Below are 16,642 nucleotides of genomic sequence, written 5' to 3'. Positions count from 1 at the left end.
GTTGATAAGTTGAGTTGTCTAATCAATAAAAAAACTGATAATTCCATAAATTGGAATTATCAGTTGATTTTTTAGATCTATTTTTAGAGTCGAAACGGGGAAACTCTGATTATTGGCGAATTTGCCCGTTGCCGTCGATGACATACTTGTAAGAGGTCAATTCGGCTAAGCCCATGGGCCCACGGGCATGGAGTTTCTGCGTAGAAATTCCGATTTCAGCCCCAAAACCAAATTCAAAGCCATCGGTAAAGCGTGTCGAGGCGTTGATATAAACGCAAGCCGCATTAACGCGTTGTTGGAACAGCTTACCGGCTTGGTAATTATCCGTCACGATCGCTTCTGAATGCTGCGTGTTATAGTGATTGATATGTTGAATGGCTTCAGCCTCTGAATCGACCACCTTCACCGCGATAATCAAATCATTGTATTCAGTCCCCCAGTCCGCTTCCGTGGCTGGTACGACATCCGGGATAATCGCCTGCGTGGCGGCATCACCGCGCACTTCCACCCCTTGGTCGCGTAACGCCGTAATGATGGTTGGTAAGTAGTTGGCCGCCACCGCGCGATGAATCAATAGCTTTTCAGTCGCGTTGCAGACCGAGGGCCGCTGGACCTTACCGTTAACCACAATAGCTGTCGCCATGGGTAGTTGCGCTGCTTGATCCACGTAAACATGACAATTGCCAGCACCCGTTTCAATCACGGGCACGGTCGCTTGGGCCAAAACGGCTTGGATCAAACGGGCACTCCCACGTGGAATCAAAACATCAATATAATCAGTCAACTGCATAAACTTCGCCGCCGTCGTATGCGACGTGTCTTGAATCAATTGAATGGCATTCTGATTGACGTCAGCCGCCGCTAATGCGCCTCGTAAGACGCTGACTAATGCCTGATTGGAGTGTAAAGCTTCCTTACCACCTCGTAAAATAACCGCATTACCCGTCTTAAAACAGAGTGCGGAAGCATCGACCGTGACATTCGGCCGGGCTTCAAAAATCATCCCGATAACACCTAATGGCACCCGTTCCTTAGCAATCATCAGCCCGGCTTCATTGCGCCAAGCCCGATCCACATTCCCGATTGGGTCCGGTAAAGCCGCGACTTGTTTCAAGCCAGTTGCCATCTCAGTCAACCGGTCCGCTGTTAAGGTCAAGCGATCAATAAATTTATCCGCGACTTGGGGATTTTCCAAGTCCTTGGCATTTGCCGCTAAAATTTCAGCTTGATGCGCCATTAACGCCGTCGCCATCGCACGTAAAACGGCATTCTTTTTCGTCGTCGATAATAAGCCCAAGTCATAACTGGCAGTTTGTGCCTGTTGGCCGAGCTGCGTTAACGTTTTTGTTGCCTCATCCATTTTGAACCCTCCTATAACCTCTGATTACCCGAATAGTGTTCCCACGGGTTCGCCGGCTAAAATCTGAAAGATAATTGACGGATCTTCGCCGTTAGCGAGAATCATTTGACCATCTGCGTTCAACATCCGCTCAGCGGCCTTTAGCTTTGTGACCATACCACCAGTCCCAAAACGACTACCACTGCCACCAGCTAACTCATACGTGTGCTGATTGACCGTTTCGATATGTGGTAACAAGTTCGCTTTGGCGTCACCATTCGGATTACCGTCATAGAAACCATCGATATCTGACAACATGATCAAAAGATCCGCACCAATATTAGTCGCTACGATGGCTGACAATTGGTCGTTATCGCCAAATTTCGTTTCATGATCCAATTCATCAACCGCCACCGTATCATTTTCGTTAACGATGGGGACAATATTTTGAGCCAAGAGCGCATCAAACGTATTTAAAACGTTGTGATGACTCTTTGGATAGACAAAAATATCTCGCGTCAACAGTAACTGGCCAATTTTTTGTTCATAGACCGCAAAGCGTTCTTTATAAATGGAGATCAACTCCGTTTGACCAATTGCCGCGACCGCTTGTTGTTCCGGAATCGCTTTAGGTCGTTGCTTCAAGCCCATATAATTGAGTCCGACCCCAATTGCCCCGGAAGAAACTAAGACGACTTCACGGCCACGATGTCGCATGGCACTGATGACAAAAGCCAGCTGGTCGATGGCTCGTAAGTTGATCGACCCATCGGGATAAACTAACGTACTCGTCCCAACTTTGATCACGACCCGCTTCGCTTTTAATTTACGCATGACTTTCAAAACTGACACCAACTTTTTTGTTATTTTGTTTCACGTGAAACACTCACTCTGATTTAATTTCGGTATTGAGATAATTCTTCGCCTGATGTTGATTAACGTGTACCACACCCATATTAACCACTAATACGATTAACAATACCACAAAAGCCAGTAAAAATAGTGCTTTATAGGACCAATTATCGATCACGACCCCGCCAAATAACGGCCCAAGTGAACGTCCTAAGGCACTAAAAGCCTGCACTAAGCCTTGATAGCGACCCTTAGCGCTCACCGGTGAAAGTTGACTGACTAGTGTTGGCATGGCTGGTGACCAAGTCGCCTCGCCAATCGTCAGTAAGACCATCGCAAAGACAAAGTGCCCGTAGTCGTGTGCACTGACCAACGATAAGAATGATAAGCCCACAAATAACATGCCAAAGAAGAATTGATAATATAAATTTTTAATGCGATCACCCAGCAAGCTTAAAATTCCCTGAATAATCACTAATAGTCCCGCGTTGACGGTCCATAAGAAACTGTAATTACGTAATGGCATCCCGAGATCTGTCATATGGACCGATAAGTTGCTGACCCATTGTTCATATAATAGCCAAATGATGAATAAACTAATGAAAAACGTCCAAACCATCCGGGCGTTAGCTTTAGGTAATTTCACATTTCTAGCTTGCCGCGGATCAACGCCCGTGACGTCTGAAGAATCCACGTTATATTCCAGAAAGGCAATCACTAAGAAAATCACATATAAGCCAGTGACCATCGAGAATAACAACGCCATCCCCATGCTATAGACGATCCCAACAAACATCGTGCCAAAAACGACCCCAAGATTGGCTGCCAAATACATAAACGTAAAGGTTCGCCGGACTTTATCGTGCGGCACACTGGCAGCCAGTGCGTTGAACATCGTATTCAGCCAACCACTCGCAAACCCCGTGACGACCAATAAGATCGGATACATTGGCCAACCATGTAAAAAAATCAGGCTAAAATTAGCCAGACCATTGAGTAAAATTCCCATTAATAATAAGTAATACGGATTACTGCGGTCAAAGATCCGGCCACCCAGCGTACTTGCGAGTACGTTGGCAATTGAATTGAGCATCAAGACGACCCCAGTTTCGGTCAACGACTTGCCTAACACATTGTGCATGTAGATCGTCGTTAACGGCCAAATAAAGCTCATCCCGATGTTATTCATAAACTGACCGACAATTAACCATGGAATCCCGATCGTTTGTTTCCGCCCCATGACATCGCCACCTTTTTTAGAGCACTATTTTTATCATAGCAAACTATTACTAAAATAACAGATGCTAGGCAGAAAAAAAGCCTTCAACCCGAAGATTGAAAGCCAGCTTTATTTTATTGTGGCTCTTGCGCATAGGAAACTGACGAAAATTTATTAAATGGTTTCACAAATAATAACTTAACCGTCCCCCGCGCACCAGCCCGGTTCTTTTCAATAATGACCTCGACTTCACCGACATCTTGATCATCCTCATCACGCGGATCACCACCGTTGAAGTCGCCACCACTGCCACCAAAATTACCGCCACCGTTATCGTCATCGCCGCCTTCATCGCGATAATAATCTTCACGATACAGGAACGCTACGATATCGGCATCTTGTTCAATTGACCCAGATTCACGGATATCTGATAGCACTGGTCGTTTATCTTGCCGTTGTTCCACGCCACGTGATAACTGTGAGAGCGCAATGACTGGAATCCCCAGTTCTTTGGCTAACTTTTTCATTTGACGTGAAATTTCGGAAACTTCTTGTTGTCGACTTTCAGTATTGCCACCTTCGATCAGTTGCAAATAATCGACGACGATCAACCCTAAATTACCTTGTTCTTTTGCCAAGCGCCGACTCTTTGCCCGAATTTCGGACATTTTAATCCCGGGAGTATCGTCAATGAAGATGCTGGCTTTGGAGAGACTCCCCATTGCGACAACTAAGTGTTCCCACTCTTCTTCATCCAATTGCCCCGTTCGTAAATGACCGGCATCGATACTACCTTCCGCACAAAGCATCCGGTTGACCAACGATTCGGCCCCCATTTCCAAACTGAAAATAGCGACGGTCGTATCGGTCTTCGTGGCGACATTTTGCGCAATGTTCAAGGCAAAAGCCGTTTTCCCAACGGCTGGACGAGCCGCCAAAATAATCAAGTTATCTGGTTGCAGTCCGGCCGTCATCTTATCGAGTTCCGTAAAACCCGTCGGTAAACCGGTAATATCATCATCATTTTGATACAACCGGTCGATCTCTTCAATTGAGGAATTTAACACATCGGAAATTGACTTGAACCCGCTCTGGTTTCGCTGTTCCGAGACATTCATAATATCGCGTTCAGCATCATCCAATAAGGTCGTGACGTCATCATTTTCAGTGTACGCCTTAGTCGTAATTTCGGTCGCCGTCTTGATCAACCGGCGCACAGTCGCTTTTTGGGCGACGATTTTCGCATAGTAACCCGCATTGGCCGCAGTTGGCACAGAACCAGCTAGTTCAGCGATGTAGCTCATCCCGCCAACATCTTCCAACTGATTTTGCGCGGTCAAAAGGTCACTGACCGTCACGGCATCGATGGCTTCATCACGGTCATTTAAGGTGACCATGCTGGCAAAAATAATTTGATGTGCGCGCCGATAAAAGTCCTGGGCTTCCACGAATTCCATCGCTTCAACTAAGGCATCACTATTTAGAAAAACAGCCCCTAAGACGGCTTTTTCAGCCTCAATATTTTGTGGTGGCGTTTGATTCAACCCATCGTTGTTCATGTACGGTCCGTCCTTTTATTTTTCGACTACGTGGACGCGAATTTTCGCCGTTACTTCAGAATGTAACTTAACAGGAACATTAGTGTAACCTAATACCCGAATTGGCTCTGGTAATTCGATCTTACGCTTGTCTAACTTAACTTGATATTGATCTGCCAAAGCCGCGGCAATTTGCTTGCTAGGAATCGATCCGAATAACCGGCCATCTTTTCCGGCCTTCGCAGTCAATTCGACAACGGTTGCATCGTCTTCTAAAGCCGTTTTAGTCGTCTTGGCAGTTGCCAATTCTTCGGCTTCTTTAGCAGCTTCATTCTTTTGTTCGGCTTTTAACGTATTGATAGCCGCTTTAGTGGCTTCTTTAGCAAGTCCTTTTTTAATCAAAAAGTTCGTTGCATAGCCATCGGGAACGTTCTTAACTTGGCCTCGTTGACCCTTACCACGTACATCATCTAAAAAAATAACTTTCATGTGTATTCACTCCTAATTAGCTTCTGGATTTTTATCATCTGGTGCGGTTAACAAGTCAATCAAAGTTTGCTTAACTTCTTCAACTGACTGCCCTTCAATTTGGGTCGCGGCATTCGACAAATGACCACCGCCACCTAATTTTTCCATATAAACTTGAACATTGATCTCACCCAAGGAACGGGCCGAGATCCCGATCCGCCCATCTTCACGGCGCGTCACGACAAAGGACGCATCGACGCCCGACATCGATAGCAACGAATCCGCCGCTTGCGCCGCCGTGACCGGATCGTAGACCTGATCATTTTCGCCGACGCACAACGCCATATCCTGATTGACGAATTCAACCGATTCAATCAAATGATTCCGTTGCAAATAACTATCAACGTTTTCCTTCATGAATTGTTGGACGAGTAAGCTATCCGCCCCGGCTGACCGCAAATAACTGGCGGCATCAAACGTCCGCGAACCTGAACGCAGTGAGAAGGACTTGGTATCAATGACGATCCCAGTCAACATCGCCGTGGCTTCAATCTTATTGATTGGTTCCGCGTCATGTGACTGGTATTCGAACATTTCAGTGATCAACTCACAAGTTGAGGAAGCATATGGTTCAATATAAACCAAAACGGGGTTTTCCGGAAATTCTTCGCCTCGACGGTGATGATCGATAATCATCACGCGATTTTCAAGTCGTTCGTAGAGTTCCTTGGACATCGAAATGCTAGGCTTCGAATGGTCCGCCATGACCAATAAACTTTGATCGGTGGCTTTTTCCAAGGCTTCCGCTGGAGAGATAATCGACGCTTCGATCTTTTCGTCCGATTTCAGCTGATCAAGCAACCGTTGAATATCTGAATGCAAGTTCTGTTCATCTAAAACGATCCAACATTGCTTATCATTCATTTCCGCGATCCGACGAATGCCTAAGCAGGCCCCGACCGCATCCATATCTGGTTGATGATGCCCTTGCACGAAGACTTGGTCCGACTGATTCATTAATTCTTGGAGCGTCTGACTGATCATGCGTGCCCGAACTCGGGTCCGTTTTTCCATTGGATTGGTCTTACCACCATAGAAACGAGCCGGTTCGTCTTCGGCTTTCACCACGACTTGATCCCCCCCCCGGCCAAGCGCCAGGTCCATGTTACTTTGCGCTAAATCAGCCAAGGTGTTCATATTACGCTCGCCATACGCAATCCCAATACTTAACGTTAATGGGAAGTTTTGCTTCGAAGTCGACTCACGAATGCGATCCAAAATTCGGAACTTATTCGCTTCGACCCGTTGCAAGCTGCTGGCGTAACCGAGTAAGAAAAAGTGGTCATCATCCAAGCGTTTGAGATACATCCCAAACATCTGGGTCCACTTCGATAATTCATTCGTCACGTAATTATTTAAATTTGAAATATCGGTATCTGCCATGGATTGCGTGATTTCATCGTAGTTATCCAAGAAAATCTGCCCAATCACCAGCTTTTCGGCCTCAAATTGATCCTCAAGCTCGGCATACTTTGTCACATCCATCAGATACACCGTGTTAGTGCTCTGTTGGACGCGCAAATCAAACTGGTAATCTTGCCAACGAATCGTCGCTGGCGTCTCTAAATTGGCGCTAACCGCCGCTGCCAGTTCTTCATCCACATCTTCCAAGTGATAGCCGATAACATCTTGGTTGCCAAAGTACCGTTGTAAATACGGGTTGACCCACTCGATCGACTGGTCAGCATTAAAGATCAAGACCCCAATTGGCATCTGGATCAACGCTTCTTGCTCACCGCGTTTGATTCGATACGAGAGATCTGAAATATACTCATTGGCGCTAGAACTCAACTCAATCAACGTGTTGTACGACATAAAGCCGGCCATGATGATTAGAACGAGCACCACGGTGCCAAAAATCCAATTCATCAAAAAACCGGTTACCAAAGTAATCAACGACAAGCCAAAAATAACTAAAGCTAACAGGCGTAGTTGTTGATTCTGTAAGAAAAATGGAATGTTTTCGCGCGAAAAAAACTTTTTCATTTGAAATTCCCTCAAGTGTTCTCAGTAATAATTATATTTTATCACAAACCACGGGTCCGTTTCAGCGATTGCTTGTGAAAAGGGGCAGACAAGCTATGCCACTAGAAATTGGCACGTCATTTCCGCCTCCGGTTGCCGCTGATAACATGCGGTCGAGGGACCGGGCCAAGCCAAGAACGTCTTGTCCCTCGCCCGGAACAGTTGCAAAAACCGCAATTGTCCCGGCCGGTCCGTGGTGTAAGGCCGGAAAATACCCGGCCAAACGCCACCTTCACGACCGATGCTATCAGCAGCAACCTCCGGCTATATCCAACCCTCTTCTAAATCAAAGCACTGCTCTTTGAAGTTTAACACCCCTCAAAGCTGTGTCCTAGCAACCTTTTAGCCAGAATTGATACACACTTTCAAAAATATGGTTAACGTTCTTAGCCATGTTAACCCATGTTTTGAGTGACCCGCCATGACATATTTCTTTGCCGATAATGTGCTAAAACAGGCCGTAAAATATATTTTTTCCGGAGGTTGAAGGTATCAAAACAACCGTGAATCCAGTAATACTTGCGTTAGCTACGCCTAAAATGGTCCCATGCGAACTATCACTCGATCACGCAAAATCCGCTCTTGCTAGCACTGCCGACACAGTACACCAATTTTAACTGACTCCGCTAAGTTTAAACAATTGTCCAATCATTCAGAGAAGTTGACTAGCTGTAGGTGGTTGTTGATGGCATCGGCCGTGTGGGTGGCGTTTGACCGATGCTCTTCCGGTCTTACACCACGGACCGTCTGGGAGACTTGCGGTTTTAAGCAAGGCTTCCAGGCGAGGGGCAAGACGTTCCTGAGGCTTGGCCCGGTCCCTCGGCCGCATATGATCAACAACAACCGGAAGCGGCAATGATCAACTATCTTTCAAACTTTTAGACCAAAACAAAAAAACCACAGAAGTCTGTGGTTTTTAAAGTGGCTTTAATTATTCTTCAGAAACGAATGGTAATAAGCCCATGATCCGTGCGCGTTTGATAGCAATAGTTAAAGAACGTTGGTTCTTAGCACTAGTACCCGTTACACGACGTGGCAAAATCTTGCCTCGTTCTGAAACGAAACGACGTAATAAATCAGTATCTTTATAATCGATATATTCGATATGGTTAGCGGCGATGAAGTCGACTTTACGACGACGACGGCCACCTCTTCTTTGTTGTGCCATTGGTATTTCCCTCCTCGATATCTGTAGCTAAGCTACTAGAATGGTAAATCATCATCCGAAATATCAATTTGATCCCCATTATTGGCAAATGGATCAGCTTGGTTATTATTGGACCCACTCGTTGGGGCGCCATTATTACCGGCTGGAGCATTGCTGCTCGAAGCGCTAGCTGGATTACCATTACCAAAAGGATTGTTATTGTTATTCGATGAAGATTGTTGAGGAGCTGCATTTTGGTCTTGACGATTATACCCACTGTTATTATTGTAACCAGCATTATTATTGCCGTTACCGCCATTTGCAGCCTGATGACGTTCAGATTCTGCGCGTGATTCTAATAATGAGAAGTTGTCAACGACCACTTCTGTAACATAAACGCGTTGTCCTTGTTGGTTTTCATAATTCCGGGTTTGAATCCGGCCATCAATCCCAACAAGTGACCCTTTATGGGTAAAGTTTGCAAAATTTTCAGCAGCCTTACGCCAAATGACGCAATTGATGAAATCTGCTTCACGTTCCCCATTTTGATTAGTAAAACTCCGGTTAACAGCCAAAGTGAACGACGCCACTGCGGCACCACCAGAAGTGTATCGTAATTCGGGATCTCTTGTTAGTCGGCCAACAAGAACTGAACGGTTAATCATAGAAGTGCTCCTCTCGTAAATTATTTCGAATTAATTAGTCTTCGCGACGAACGATCATGTGACGTAAAATGTCATCATTGATCTTTGAAAGACGATCAAATTCGTTCAATGGGGCATCATCAGTAGTCGTTAAGTTAACGATATGATAAGTACCTTCAGTGAAACCGCCGATTTCGTATGCGAAACGACGCTTCGACCAGTCTTTTGAATCAATTACTTCTGCACCGTTATCGGTTAAGATTTTGTCAAAACGATCAACTAAAGCTGTCTTAGCAGCATCATCGATGTCTGGACGTACGATGTAAGTAATTTCATATTTCTTTGATTCACTCATGAAATTTGCACCTCCTTATGGACTTCAGGCCCCTTCTTTTTGAAAGAGCAAGGAAAGTAATCTAATCAAGCTTAGATACTCACGAATTAAAAGTATAACATCTAACTTTATTTGTTGCAAGGTTTGAAGCGGCCGACGTAACAATTTTCCCGAACACGTTACACCTATCAGTTACGAGTATTGCCCGGGAAATACTTTTTATTTCTGAAAAAAAGGTCGTTGCCAGCGAAAATACTAGCAACGACCTTCGTTATTAAGCTTCTGAATCTGGTGTATCGGTTGTTTGATCACTGTTTGGTGTTTCACTTGAGACAACTTCACTAGCGGTCTCGCCGTTCGTTGCCGTTGACCCCTCGTCAGTGGTGGTTTCACCATCAACGGGTTGTTCACCGTTCTCAGTGTCATCAGTCAATGGTTCTGGATCAACCTTCGCCATTGTCGCAACTTGACCATTGTCGTCCAAACGAATCAAGCGAACCCCTAAGGTTGCCCGACCAGTTTGTGAAACGGTCGCGATATTAAAGCGAATCATAACCCCTTGGTTTGTCATCACCATAATATCTTCTTGGCCGGCAACCGTGGTCAAGCCAGCCAAATGACCATTTTTCTCAGTCACATTAGCCGTCTTGATCCCTTTACCACCACGGCCCTTGATTGGGTATTCCGCAGCTGGCGTTTGCTTACCATAACCTTTTTCGGTAATGATAAAGACATTGCTATCAGGTTTGAGAATGTCAAATCCAATGACAAAGTCATCATCACGCAGGCGAATCCCACGAACCCCGGCAGCGGTCCGACCCATTGAGCGGACGGTCGTTTCGTCAAAGCTGACGGCGTAACCATCATGCGTCCCAATGATCATATTTTGCGTGCCATCGGTGATCGTTACACCGATCAATTCATCGTCATCCTTCAACGTGATGGCTTTCAGCCCATTACTCCGAATGTTCGAGAATTCTTGAACGGGAGTCCGCTTAACGACCCCTTTAACCGTCGTAAAGAACAAGAACTTATCGCTGTCACTAGCATCACCAGAGACATTGACAACAGCTTGAATCTTTTCGCCAGAGTTGACGCCCAGCAAGTTGATCACTGGAATCCCCTTGGCCGTCCGACCGTATTCAGGAATCTCATAAGCCTTCATCCGATAAACTTTCCCGGCATTAGTGAAGAACAACAACACATCATGCGTTGAAGTCGTCAACAAATGTTCGATAAAGTCATCATCATGGACATCCATCCCTTGAATCCCACGACCACCACGATGTTGTGATTTAAATTCAGTCGTTGGAAGCCGCTTGATGTAGCCATTATGCGTTAGCGTGACGGCAACTTCTTCTTCTTCAATCAAGTCTTCGTCTTCGATACTTAAGACTTCACCGACCATTAATTCAGTCCGCCGCGCATCACCAAATTTACGTTGAATTTCAAGTAATTCTTCGTAGATCAATTGGTTGATACGTTCTTTGCTGCCTAAAATGGCTTTGTAGTCCGCAATCGACTTCAACAGATCTTGATATTCGCTTTCGATCTTTTCACGTTCCAAACCAGTTAATCGAACCAGCCGCATATCCAAAATAGCTTGCGCCTGTTTGTCAGATAACCCATAGTTATCCATCAATTGGTTCTTCGCAACATCACTCGTTTGTGATTGTCGAATAATCGTAATGATTTCATCGATGTGATCAAGCGCAATTCGCAGACCTTCTAAGATGTGCGCCCGTGCTTGGGCCTTCTTCAAATCAAATTGGGTCCGTCGCCGAATGACGTCTTCTTGGTGTTCCAAATAATAGATCAAGATTTGCTTCAAACTCAGGACTTTTGGGGCGCCCTTAACGATGGCCAACATGTTAAAGCCAAAGTTCGTTTGCATCAGCGTCATTTTGTATAAGTTATTCAGGATCACAGAAGCACTGGCATCACGCCGCACATCAATGACGATCCGCATCCCTTCACGGTCACTTTCATCGTTGATATCCGTGATACCTTCGATTTCTTTGTCCCGTGCTAAAGAAGCGATTCGTTCGATCAATTTTGCTTTATTGACCATATACGGCAATTCGCTGACAACGATTCGTTCTTTACCGTTCTTTTGGTCTTGAATATCCACTTTGGCGCGAATAATAATATTCCCGCGGCCAGTTTCGTAAGCTTTACGAATTCCAGATTTTCCCATGACGATCCCGCCAGTTGGAAAATCAGGTCCCGGAACAGCTTCCATTAAGTCCGCGGTCGTCGCATCTGGGTTAGCCATCAACAAATGAATCGCTGAGATGACTTCAGCCAAGTTATGTGGCGGAATATTCGTTGTCATCCCAACGGCGATCCCGGTCGCCCCATTGACGAGCAAGTTCGGGAAACGGGCTGGTAAAACTTCTGGTTCCCGTTCGGTATCATCGTAGTTTGGTTGCCAGTTGACGGTATCCTTATTGATATCGCGCAACATTTCAACGGCAATTTTGCTCAGTCGGGCTTCAGTATACCGCATTGCGGCGGCGCCATCACCATCGACTGAACCGAAGTTCCCATGACCGTCCACTAACATGTAGCGGTAACTAAAGTCTTGAGCCATCCGGACCATTGATTCATAAATCGCCGAGTCACCATGGGGATGATACTTCCCCATGACGTCCCCAACAATTCTGGCTGACTTCTTATACGGCTTATCAGGGGTCACCCCAAGTTCACTCATTCCGTAAAGAATCCGCCGGTGAACAGGTTTCAACCCATCACGCACATCAGGTAAGGCCCGCGCCACGATAACACTCATGGCGTAGCTCAGAAATGACGTCCGCATGGTCTTGGACAAGTTCACATCGGTTATTCGATTTGGTAAATCTGATTCAGCCAAGTCTTGTATCCTCCTTCATCTATGTTTGCCAATTCGTTTTTAAGTTTCTTGATTACTTGCTTTGTGCTTGCTTCGCTTCCGCCAATCAGTTGAACTACTGTGCGGCAGACCTGCAGCCAAAGTGCGGTCTGCAGGGCGCTTTCAAGCCGTAAGATCACGGCTTAAAAGTCGGCCAGCCACTAAGCGGGGAAAATTCCCCAGCTAACTTGCTCGACACGGTAGTTCAACTGATTGGCTCCAGCTACGACGATAGCCAGACAATCAAATTTATTGAGCTGGATATTAGCCAACTAGGCGCCGGGGCTCAGCCGTGGGATTCCCTTAGTCGCGCTCTTGGCGGCTTAGGGAAAACCGAGCTTTGAGACGCGGTTTTCGGCTCAAAGTCGCGTTCACCGCGTTCCAGCCCGTCACGGCGCCTCGTTGGCGATGAAGCAACCACAATCCGCTAAATTTAGACGTCCAGGTCCTTAACGAACACGGCGTTGTCTTCGATGAATTCACGCCGGGGCTTAACTTGGTCCCCCATCAACATGGAGAACACGCCATCCGCATCCGCGGCATCTTCATCGCGCACCCGCAATAAGCGACGTTTGTCGGGATCCATCGTGGTTTCCCACAATTGTTCCGCATCCATTTCACCAAGCCCTTTGTACCGCTGTACAACTGGTTTTGGTGAGGGTGCCAATTGACCGACAACTTCTTTTAATTCTTCATCGGAATCAATATATTTCACGAATTTACCTTGCCGCACTTGATACAACGGTGGCTGAGCGATATAAACGAAGCCGGCATCCACTAATGGCCGCATGTAACGATAGAACAACGTCAATAACAACGTCCGAATATGGGCGCCATCGACATCGGCATCGGTCATGATGATCAATTTGTGGTAGTTGGCTTTGCTTAAATCAAAGTCGCCACCAAAACCAGTCCCCATGGCGGTAAATAATGACCGGATTTCTTCGTTAGCTAAAATCTTATCGATGCTAGCTTTTTCAACGTTTAAGATCTTCCCACGAATTGGGAGGATGGCTTGCGTCAAACGAGAACGACCTTGCTTGGCTGACCCACCGGCAGAATCCCCTTCGACAATGAATAATTCACTGATTTCAGGATCTTTACTAGTGTTATCAGCTAATTTACCAGGTAAATTACTGATTTCTAGGCCACTCTTCTTCCGCGTGACTTCACGCGCCCGCTTAGCAGCGACCCGCGCCTTGGAAGCTAACGTCCCTTTGTCGACCACTTTACGGCCAATGCTAGGGTTTTCCATCAAATACTTGCTGAAGTGTTCTGAGAACAGGCGATCAACGGCTGCCCGCGCATCTGAGTTCCCTAATTTAGTCTTCGTTTGACCTTCAAATTGAGGATCAGGATGCTTGACACTGACAACAGCGGTCATGCCTTCACGAACATCTTCACCAGATAAATTAGCTTCGTTATCCTTCAACAAGCCATTCTTACGGGCGTAGTCATTAATGACCCGCGTCAAAGCACGTTTAAACCCTTCTTCATGGGTCCCACCTTCGTAGGTATGGATGTTGTTGGTGAACGTCATCAAATTACTGTGATAGTCATCCGTATATTGCAAAGCAACTTCAACGGTAATCCCGTTTTGTTCGCCTTCCACATAAATTGGTTCAGGGAACAAGACCGTTTTATTCTTATCGAGGAATTCAACATAATGCCGAATTCCGCCTTCATACAAGAAATCTTTTTCAGTTGGTTCTTCTGGCCGTTCATCGCGAATTGAAATCTGGAGACCTTTGTTCAAGAAGGCCAATTCACGAATCCGAGTCGTTAAAATATCAATATCATAAGTCGTCGTTTCTCGGAAGATATCTGGATCTGGCAAGAAATGAACTACGGTACCGTGCGCATCTTCTGGGCAAGTATCGACGACTTTCATGGGCGTTTTGACTTTACCACGGGCAAAGTCCATGTAATAAACTTGGCCTTCGTGGAAAACCTTGACGTCTAGTTCCGTGGATAAGGCGTTGACGACCGAAGCCCCAACCCCATGTAACCCACCGGAAACTTTATAACCGCCACCGCCGAATTTACCACCAGCATGGAGAATCGTGAAAACTGTTTCCAAAGCTGGCTTGCCAGTCTTCGCTTGCGTGCCGACTGGAATCCCACGACCATTATCAGTCACGGTGATACTATTGTCTTTTTCAACGGTCACATGAATCTTGTCAGCAAAACCAGCTAACGCTTCATCAATCCCATTATCGACAATTTCCCAGACTAAATGATGTAGTCCTTGACTACTGGTCGTCCCGATATACATGCCGGGACGTTTCCGGACAGCTTCGAGGCCTTCCAAAACTTGAATTTGGCTGGCGTCATATTCGCGAGCGCGTTCAAGTTTGGTTTCTTTTTCATTTTCGGTCAATGCGGTTCCTCCTCATGTAAAATGCCATGGTTAACTTCAAATACTTTCGGTTCATTGATTAATTTTCTGGCAACGCCATCTAAACTCGGCGTCGTCAGAAAAGTTTGAACTTTATTTTGGATTGCTGTCAGCAGATGGGTCTGCCGAGCAGCATCTAATTCTGATAGCACATCGTCTAATAGTAAGACCGGATATTCACCCGTCTCAGCCTTCATGAGATCAATTTCAGCTAACTTCACCGACAACGCGGTCGTCCGCTGCTGACCTTGTGAGCCAAACGTCTGCACGTTTTTACCATTGACGCTAAATTGGAGATCATCACGATGCGGTCCCAACAGCGTGGTTCCTTGAAAGATTTCTTTGGCTTGCTGTTGCGCATACATGGTTTGTAGCGTTTGGTAAATGTGGTCTACCGACGTTAATTGATCATCGGCAATTTGGGTGACGTAATGAAAACTCAGTTGTTCTTGGTTTTGCGTAATTTCGGCATGAATCACTTGGGCCCAGTGCTCGAGTTGTTTTAACAGTTCCAAGCGTTTGGCAATAATTTCCGCACCAAAGGCCGCTAACTGATCCGACAACACCCCTAAATACACTTTATCCTTAGCTTCGTGGTGATTCAGCTGCCGTAAATACTGATTACGTTGCTTTAAAATCGCCCGATACTGGCTAAGGTTATAGAGATACTTAGGACTCATTTGGCCGAATTCCATGTCCATAAAACGGCGACGCAAAGATGGCGCACCTTTGACAATGGCTAAATCTTCCGGCGCAAAGACGATCACATTCAAATTGCCAACATATTGTGACAACTTGGCCTGTTCCAAATGATTCACTTTGGCGCGCTTACCTTTTTTGCCCAGTTCCAATTCTAACGGTAGGCTACCAGTTGCTTTATGTAGCCGACCCTTTAAAGTTGCCGTGGACGCCTGCCAGCGAATGAGTTCCTTATCGTTAGCCGTACGATGGCTACGGGTCAGTGCTAAAACATAAATGGCTTCTAGCAAGTTCGTCTTTCCTTGGGCATTTTCACCCAATAACACATTGACGCCTTGGCTAAAAGTCACCGCTAACTGTTTATAATTCCGAAAATCGTGCAGTTCCAAATTTTCTAAGTACATCTAATCAGTCGTTTCTGTCCGATTTGAGCGAATAAAAAATGACCCGTTATCCGCAACTTCAATCGTGTCGCCGGGATAAAGCTTGCGACCGCGCCGATCATCGGGTTCATCGTTAACTAAAACTTTGGTCTCGCGTAAAAACCACTTGGCCTGACCACCGGAACTAATAATGGCCTCTTCCTTCAGCAACTGCCCTAGCGTGATAAAGGGTGTGTCAATTTGTACTGGCTTTTTCAAAATGTCACCTGCCTAACTTTTCATTACAAGCTATCAAACGTCTGTGCCGAGTGTTTTTACACACTCCTCAACAGGTTATATTATACCTGTTTTTAATTAAGAATTCAATTTATAACGGCGTTGAGAGCTCATTTAAGCCGATTTGAGCAAAACTAATGTCGGGGTACTTACCCCCGGGTAAATTTGCTAGAATTCGAAATATTTACGCATTTTCGCGAAATCGGCTGATTTTTCGCGTCAAAAGTTCGCAAAATCGAGACATCATTGTCAGTAACGCCCACTTTTGCCAAAAGCCCAGTCAGGTTTTAGGCGGTAACGCCCCATTATGAGCACCACTAACAACGCTAATTTTACGTCGGTGTCTTTAGTCAAATTGCAGGCTAGAATC

General features: G+C 45.8%; 13 protein-coding genes. All 13 read right to left on the bottom strand.

Going from position 1 to position 16,642, the window contains the following annotated elements:
* Positions 1 to 109 precede the first annotated feature (109 nt).
* The gene (locus tag FFM70_RS01110) at positions 110 to 1,360 is read right to left on the bottom strand and encodes a glutamate-5-semialdehyde dehydrogenase (RefSeq protein ID WP_137615021.1); all 1,251 of its coding nucleotides are present in this window, start codon (positions 1,358 to 1,360) and stop codon (positions 110 to 112) included.
* Between the two features lie 24 nt (positions 1,361 to 1,384).
* Positions 1,385 to 2,173: a glutamate 5-kinase gene (gene proB, locus FFM70_RS01105; protein ID WP_171002268.1), complete on the bottom strand. Its 789-nt coding sequence runs from the start codon at positions 2,171 to 2,173 to the stop codon at positions 1,385 to 1,387.
* Between the two features lie 52 nt (positions 2,174 to 2,225).
* The gene (locus FFM70_RS01100; protein WP_137615019.1) at positions 2,226 to 3,431 is read right to left on the bottom strand and encodes an MDR family MFS transporter; all 1,206 of its coding nucleotides are present in this window, start codon (positions 3,429 to 3,431) and stop codon (positions 2,226 to 2,228) included.
* A gap of 113 nt (positions 3,432 to 3,544) precedes the next feature.
* Positions 3,545 to 4,969 (bottom strand): replicative DNA helicase, encoded by a 1,425-nt coding sequence (gene dnaB / locus FFM70_RS01095; protein ID WP_137615018.1) that lies wholly within the window; start codon positions 4,967 to 4,969, stop codon positions 3,545 to 3,547.
* Positions 4,970 to 4,984: 15 nt separating this feature from the next.
* Positions 4,985 to 5,437, bottom strand: a complete 453-nt coding sequence (gene rplI, locus FFM70_RS01090) for a 50S ribosomal protein L9 (protein ID WP_137615017.1) — start codon at positions 5,435 to 5,437, stop codon at positions 4,985 to 4,987.
* Positions 5,438 to 5,449: 12 nt separating this feature from the next.
* Positions 5,450 to 7,462 (bottom strand): DHH family phosphoesterase, encoded by a 2,013-nt coding sequence (locus FFM70_RS01085; RefSeq protein WP_137615016.1) that lies wholly within the window; start codon positions 7,460 to 7,462, stop codon positions 5,450 to 5,452.
* Positions 7,463 to 8,432: 970 nt separating this feature from the next.
* Positions 8,433 to 8,669 carry a 30S ribosomal protein S18 gene (rpsR, locus tag FFM70_RS01080; RefSeq protein WP_057705745.1) on the bottom strand — a complete coding sequence of 79 codons (237 nt, stop codon included), beginning with the start codon at positions 8,667 to 8,669 and terminating at the stop codon, positions 8,433 to 8,435.
* A gap of 35 nt (positions 8,670 to 8,704) precedes the next feature.
* Positions 8,705 to 9,313, bottom strand: a complete 609-nt coding sequence (gene ssb / locus FFM70_RS01075; RefSeq protein WP_137615015.1) for a single-stranded DNA-binding protein — start codon at positions 9,311 to 9,313, stop codon at positions 8,705 to 8,707.
* A gap of 34 nt (positions 9,314 to 9,347) precedes the next feature.
* Positions 9,348 to 9,647, bottom strand: coding sequence for a 30S ribosomal protein S6 (gene rpsF / locus FFM70_RS01070; RefSeq protein ID WP_137615014.1), 300 nt, complete (start codon positions 9,645 to 9,647; stop codon positions 9,348 to 9,350).
* 253 nt (positions 9,648 to 9,900) lie between these two features.
* Entirely contained in the window at positions 9,901 to 12,444 is a 2,544-nt protein-coding gene (gene gyrA / locus FFM70_RS01065; protein WP_379855488.1) for a DNA gyrase subunit A, read from the bottom strand.
* A gap of 505 nt (positions 12,445 to 12,949) precedes the next feature.
* Complete coding sequence (gyrB, locus tag FFM70_RS01060; protein ID WP_137615012.1) at positions 12,950 to 14,896, bottom strand: DNA topoisomerase (ATP-hydrolyzing) subunit B; 1,947 nt, start codon at positions 14,894 to 14,896, stop codon at positions 12,950 to 12,952.
* Positions 14,893 to 16,017, bottom strand: coding sequence for a DNA replication/repair protein RecF (gene recF / locus FFM70_RS01055; protein ID WP_137615011.1), 1,125 nt, complete (start codon positions 16,015 to 16,017; stop codon positions 14,893 to 14,895). The genes gyrB and recF overlap by 4 nt, the downstream gene beginning before the upstream one ends.
* Positions 16,018 to 16,254 carry a S4 domain-containing protein YaaA gene (gene yaaA, locus FFM70_RS01050; protein WP_137615010.1) on the bottom strand — a complete coding sequence of 79 codons (237 nt, stop codon included), beginning with the start codon at positions 16,252 to 16,254 and terminating at the stop codon, positions 16,018 to 16,020.
* Positions 16,255 to 16,642 lie beyond the last annotated feature (388 nt).

The sequence above is a fragment of the Lactiplantibacillus nangangensis genome (genome assembly GCF_005405065.1).
In the GTDB taxonomy this organism is placed as follows: domain Bacteria; phylum Bacillota; class Bacilli; order Lactobacillales; family Lactobacillaceae; genus Lactiplantibacillus; species Lactiplantibacillus nangangensis.
The sequence above is the reverse complement of the archived record's forward strand: the minus strand, read 5'-3'. Positions and strand labels throughout refer to the sequence as shown.